3 protein-coding genes are annotated in these 6,020 nt (G+C 74.3%); 1 reads left to right on the top strand and 2 read right to left on the bottom strand.

Annotated features, from left to right (window positions below; all coding sequences use genetic code 11):
* Together AB0M28_RS39635 and AB0M28_RS39630 are read right to left on the bottom strand one after the other, a co-directional pair.
* The coding region (locus AB0M28_RS39635) for a DUF4139 domain-containing protein (RefSeq protein ID WP_365415565.1) at positions 1–1,334 on the bottom strand (1,334 nt) is incomplete at its 3' end.
* Between the two features lie 86 nt (positions 1,335–1,420).
* The gene (locus AB0M28_RS39630; protein WP_365415563.1) at positions 1,421–4,381 is read right to left on the bottom strand and encodes a P-loop NTPase fold protein; all 2,961 of its coding nucleotides are present in this window, start codon (positions 4,379–4,381) and stop codon (positions 1,421–1,423) included.
* 196 nt (positions 4,382–4,577) lie between these two features.
* On the opposite strand from AB0M28_RS39630, the gene AB0M28_RS39625 reads away from it, so the two are divergent.
* Positions 4,578–5,930, top strand: a complete 1,353-nt coding sequence (locus tag AB0M28_RS39625; protein ID WP_365415561.1) for a solute carrier family 23 protein — start codon at positions 4,578–4,580, stop codon at positions 5,928–5,930.
* The last annotated feature ends 90 nt before the right edge of the window (positions 5,931–6,020 follow it).

The following is a 6,020-nucleotide window of genomic DNA, read 5'->3' as shown; positions in this document are numbered from 1 at the left end:
GCCATGGCGCCGCGGCGGCTCCGGAAGCCCGCGGCGCGCGAGACCGGCGCCCGCTGGGGGGCGGCGGCGGCCGGGGGCAGGGGCATGGCGGGCGGCGAGCCGGGACCTCCCCCGGGGACGGGACCGCCGTACCCCTGCGGCTGCGCGTAGGGAGCCGCGCCGTAGGACTCGGGCCCGGCCGCCGGGGCGAATCCCGCACCCCCGAACGTCGCGGAACCACCACCCGGTGGCGCCTGCGCGGCGAAGTCGGCGGCGTAGGGCGGCGGAGGGGCGGCGGAGGCGTCATCGTCCTCCCACAGCTCCGCCCGGGGCTGCCACTCGTCGCTCGCCGCGGGCCCGGCGCTCTTCGCGGTCCCGACCACCGTCCCGACCGCCGTCCCGACCGCCGTCCGGGCCTCCACGGCGGCGTCGTACGAGGCGAACAGCCCCTCCAGCCCGGCCGGCGGCTCCCGCCACCCGCTGGGCACCGGTTCGCTCTGCCGCCGCCCGATGCGCAGGGAACGCAGCTCGGGCAGATCGGTCCGGCGCTGCAGATCGGCGGTGGACAGCCCGAGCCGCACCCCGCTCCAGTCCTCGCCGGTGCGCTGCGCGACGCAGGCCCGCAACACGAGCGCGCTGCCGCCGTCGGCGGCGCGGTCCAGGCGGAGCTGGTAGACGGGCAGCCAGGTGGCCCCGGCCACGAGGTACTCGACCTCGAACTCGCACTCGGCCGAGGCGGCGTCCTCCGGACCGTCCACCGTGACGACGGCGGCGGCCGTACTGTGCACGGCGCCCGTCTGCAGCGCGGAGGACTCCCGCGCGAGCCGCGCACGCAGCACGTCGACCTCGCGTTCCACGCGCCGCAGCTCGGCCTCGAGCGGTTCCAGCCGCTCGTACAACTGCCGCATCCGCCGGTCGACGAAGCCCGCCAGCGCCAGCAGGGACTCCACCGCGGCGCCGGGCGGCGGCCCGCCCCAGGGCTGACCGGATGTCCCGCCGGCCTTCAGCCGCCCGGTCCGCTCGACCTCCCGGCCCAGCCACGCACACCGCTCGCGCAGGGCCTGCCGGCGCCCCTCCGCGTCCTTCAGCTCCCGCTCGGTCAACGACCGCCGCTCCGGCTCCCGCACCGCCGCGGCGACCTCCAGCCGCACGTCCGTGACCCGCAGCCCGGCCGGCCCGGACCGCACCCGGGCCCGCAGCGACTGCTCGGCCAGCCCCAGGGGCAGCCCGGCGACCACGACCCGCCGCGTGCCGGGCGCCACCTTCCCGACGGCCACGCGCACGCAGACGGCCCCGGCAGCGTGTACGACAACGGACGACAGCCGCGAATCAAGCCTGCCCTCAACGACGTTCATGGTCCCCCTCACCCCTCCACCCCGACCCGCCATGGGCACGATAGCGCCGCCCGGGTGGCTTTGCCCGGCGGCTCCGACCGGCGCGTTCAGACGGCGTGCAGCGATCCGTGCCCCGGAGTGCCGAGGTTCCAGGCGGTGCGGACGGAGTCGAGGAGGGGGCGGGCGCTGTGCGGGGAGAGGGCCAGCTCCTGCCGTGCCTCGGCGAGCAGTTCGGGGTTGCCGTCGGGGCCGCGCTCGGCCGCGGCCCGGCGGCGGTCGTCGAAGCCCGCGGGGGTGAAGACGTCGAGCAGCGTCAGGGCGAGGTAGGTGTAGGCCGACGCCTCCTCGATCAGCCGGACCGCGCCCTCGGGTATGTCCGGCTCGGGCTGCACCGGGTGGAACGCGAACTCCTGCACGGCCGCGTGCAGGGCGGCGTCCGCCGTGTCGGCCGCGGGGACGGCCGTACGGAGCAGGCTGGTGAGCGTCCGGAAACGGGTGAGGACCTCGCCGGTGCGCGCGGACCACTCCTGCTTGGCCAGCAGCGTGCGGAACCCGGCCAGGGTGTCGGCGAGTTCCTCGACGACGAGCCTGCGGCAGACGTTCGCCAGCTCCCGGGAGTCGGTGTGCTGCTGCATCTCCACGATGCGGCGCGTATAGCGGATCAGGTCGCGCGGCACACCCCCGGACAGGGCGTGGGCGAGCAGGATGTACGGGTCGGGGATCCCCGGGGCGCGCCGCTGGAGGATGGTCCGGGCGGCGTCGAGGGTGCAGGGCTGGATGTGCAGGACGTCGTCGAGGGAGCTGTCGGTGACGTCGCGGTGCGGCAGTCCGCGGCGTACGAAGGCGGCGCCGACGTCCTCGGCGACCGCGAGCAGGAAGTGGACGTGCGGCAGGCCGAGGACCGGTTTGATCTCGCCGAGGAACTCAAGGGCCCGGGTGTCGCTGCCGAGCCGGTCGAGCTCGTCGACCGCGATCACCACCCGCTTCCCGTCCGCGTGGACCGCCTCGGCGATCCGGGAGAGCAGCCCGCGGAAGTCCTCGACCAGCTCGGGGTAGCGCGGCGGTACGGACGTGAGCGCCGCGCCGTGCTGGCTGCCCAGCACGGCGAGCGGGGCCACCGAGGTGGTCAGGGTCGTGGTCGCGGTCTGCACGGTCTTCAGGCGCAGCAGCTGGGTCCGGCACTCCTGGATCAGGTCGGGTACGTCGTGGGCGGGACGCAGCGACACCGTGAGGCGCAGGAGCAGCACGCCGGCGGCGAGGAGGGCGGCGCGGGGCAGGTTGTCGCGGTCCAGGAGGATCGCCTGGATCCGCGGCGCGCCCTGGACGCCCAGCACCGCGCACAGGACCCCCAAGGCGCCGAGGACGACCGCCGACACGGTGGCGAACGCACGCTTGCGCCGGTCGTCCGCGTGGTCCGCACGCGCCCCGGCGGCGAAGACCGCGCCGACAAGCGCCATGCCGGCCAGGAACAGCCACCCGACGCCGGGAGGCGGCTCCCTCTGACCGTCGTCGGCCTTCGGCGCACTGTCCTTCAGGGCCTCCCAGTGCCGGTTGACCTCGTCGTCGTACAGGAAGTCCAGGCCGCACCAGAGCACCAGCGCGAGGCCGCCGGCCAGGCACACGGTGTTCCACAGCAGCCGCGCCCCGAACCCGAGGGATGCCGTACGGCTGAGCAGGAACAGCGCCGCGGCGGCGAGGAGCGTCCACAGGACACCGGCGGGCGTGGCTCCCGTCCACGAGCCCTCGACGGCCTCGGCGACGCGGTGCCCGGCCTCCTCGAACCAGTCGAAGACGGCCCCGCCCCGCCAGGAGCCCACCCCCCGGGCGCCCGCAACCACGACGTAGGCGAGCATGGCGAGGATGAGGGCGTTGAGTGTCCAGCGTCCGAGGGGGCGGGCGCCCGGTGCGGAGTTGCGGAGCATCCTGCGGAAGCGGGACAGGTCCTCGTAGCGGGGCGGCCGGTAGCCCCGGTGGGTGATGTACCGCTCGCAGACGCTCGTGAACAGCAGCAGCAGGAAGTCGTGCGGCGCGTAAGCGGCCGGGGCCTGTACGAGCACGGAGAAGTCCCCGTCGCGGGCGGTGCCGGCGAGCAGTGTCGACTTGCCGGCGCCCCGCGGCCCGCACACCGCGACGGTGCCGCCCTCCAGCTGGCCGAGCTTGGTCTCCAGCCGGTCCATCGACTCGACCGGAACGACGAGGTCGGGGGCCTGCGCCTGCCGGAGGCCCGACGGGTCCCCGGGCACCCACACCGACCCCGGGTCCGATCCCAGCAGGGTCTCGATCGTGTCGTCGATCTCGGCCGCGAAGTCCTCGTCCCGGATCTCACGCTTCCACCGCTCGCGGCACAGCCCCACCGCGCCCAGGACGGGCGGGATGCAGAACAGTCCCACGAGTGCCCCGGCGAGCGCGCGCAGTCCGGCGTGCGAGGGGGGATGGAGGCAGACCGCCAGGGAGAACGACGCGCACGACACGAGCAGCGGCAGCCCGATGACACGGAAGCCCAGCCCGAGGAACACCATGATCGCGACGACCCCCGACACGCCGAAGGCGAGCCCTGTCAGCCGTTGTTCGAGCGTGCTCCGTCGCAGTTCCAGGTCGGCGACGGAGAACCCCGCCGCGAGGGTGATCAGCACCGCGCCCGCCAGGAGGCCCAGCGGGAGTACGGAGCCCGCGAACGCGAGCACCAGCAGCACGACCGAGGCGACGCACCCCCGCAGCCGCAGGCTCCCCGCCCGCCACCAGCCCGGCCGTCGGCCGCCCCGGCTCCGGGCGCGGCGCTCGGCACGGACCCAGTGCGCGGCCAGCGCGTACTCCCGGTACAGGCCGCGGGCGGCGGACTGGCACCGCCGGGCCCGCAGCAGGAAGCGGCCGTGGGGCCCCAGGACCCGTTCGACCCGCCGCGGGTCGCTGATCATGGCGTGGCGGACGGCCGCCGTGGTGACCGCCGGGCGGACCCCGATGCGGGCCAGCACGGCGGGCGTGTCCAGGACCCGGTCCAGCGCCTCCGCGTAGACGGTCCGCTCCTGCTCCGTCTCGAGCCCGAGTCCCGCGTGTGTCCCGTCCGGCACTTCGCCCCCCAGATTCACCCCAACCTCATGTGCGTGAACGCGAGTTCGGCGACCGCTGGTTCCCGGCCCCGCTCCCCGCCCTGCGCGGCGCCCGCCCCGGCCCCGGCACACCCTGCCGGACCAGGGACTTTCCCCGCCCGCGGCTCGTCTATCGTGGGCGTGTTTTGTTCGCTCAGGATCAGCACGGAGCACGTACATGGGCCTCGGAGTGGGTTGGAAGCTGCACGGAGACGGGCGTACCCCCGCTCCCGGGGCCGTGGTGCGGCCCGACGAGCGGCTCTCGTGGGGCCGTACGGCGGGTCTGGGCGCGCAGCATGTCGTGGCCATGTTCGGTGCGACGTTCGTGGCGCCGATCCTCATGGGCCTCGACCCCAACCTCGCCGTGATGCTCTCGGGCGTCGCGACGGTCTTCTTCCTGCTGGTCACCCGGGGCCGTATCCCCAGCTATCTGGGCAGCAGCCTCTCCTTCGTCGGCGTGGCCGCGATCATCGCCAAGGACGGCGGCGACGCCGCGACGCTCACCGGGGCGCTGCTCGTGGTGGGCGCGGTGCTGTTCGCCTGCGGCATGGCGGTACGGGCGCTGGGCGCGCGCGTCGTGCACGCGGTGCTGCCGCCGGCGGTGACGGGCGCCGTGGTCATGCTGATCGGCTTCAACCTGGCACCGGTCGCGGCGGGCACGTACTGGCCGCAGGACCAGTGGACGGCGCTGGCGACGCTGCTGTTCACGGGCTTCGCGCTGGTGGTGCTGCGCGGCTTCTGGAACCGGATCGCGATCTTCCTGGGCCTGGTCTTCGGTTACGCGCTGTCCTGGACCCTCGACCGCGTCTTCGGGCAGATCCACTCCGCGGACGCGTCGGGCAAGGTCACCGACCACTGGCGGCTGGACCTGAGCGGAGTGTCGGACGCGGACTGGTTCGGGCTGCCCGAGCTGCACGCCCCGAGCTTCTCCCTCTCCGCGATCCTGGTCGCGCTGCCCGTGGTCGTGGCGCTGATCGCGGAGAACGCCGGCCATGTGAAGGCGGTCGCGGAGATGACCGGCGACCCGCTGGACGACGAGCTGGGCACCGCGATCGCGGCGGACGGCGCGGCCACCGTCCTGTCCACGGCGGTCGGCGGCCCGGCGACGACGACGTACGCGGAGAACATCGGCGTCATGGCGGCGTCGCGGGTCTACTCCACGGCGGCGTACTGGGCGGCGGCGGCCTTCGCCATCCTGTTCGGCCTGTGCCCGAAGTTCGGCGCGGTGGTGGCCGCGATCCCGGGCGGCGTGCTGGGCGGGATCACGGTGATCCTGTACGGCATGATCGGCCTGCTCGGCGCCAAGATCTGGGTCGAGAACGGGGTGGACTTCGGCAACCCCCTGCAGCTGGTCCCGGTGGCGGCGGGCGTGATCATCGGCATCGGCAACGTGACGCTGGAGTTCACGGACTCGTTCTCGCTGAGCGGCATCGCGCTCGGCACGCTGATCGTGCTGGTGGGGTACCACGTGCTGCGAGCGCTGGCGCCGGCGCACCTGAGGTCGCCGGAGAAGGCGGGCGCGGAGGCGTGATCATCTCTGATGCCCGTCACCAGATCATCTTCCATGCCTGGTGCACTCATGGGAAGCGATGACTGCACCAGCGAGAATGATCTTCAACGC

Origin of the sequence: Streptomyces sp. NPDC051940, assembly GCF_040680895.1 — a bacterium.
Lineage (GTDB): Bacteria > Actinomycetota > Actinomycetes > Streptomycetales > Streptomycetaceae > Streptomyces.
The sequence above is the reverse complement of the archived record's forward strand: the minus strand, read 5'-3'. Positions and strand labels throughout refer to the sequence as shown.

What these genes read in the sequence shown, in the direction of transcription:
- AB0M28_RS39625 (WP_365415561.1), top strand. Translation starts at nt 4,578, where the DNA reads ATGGGCCTCGGAGTGGGTTGGAAGCTGCACGGAGACGGGCGTACCCCC.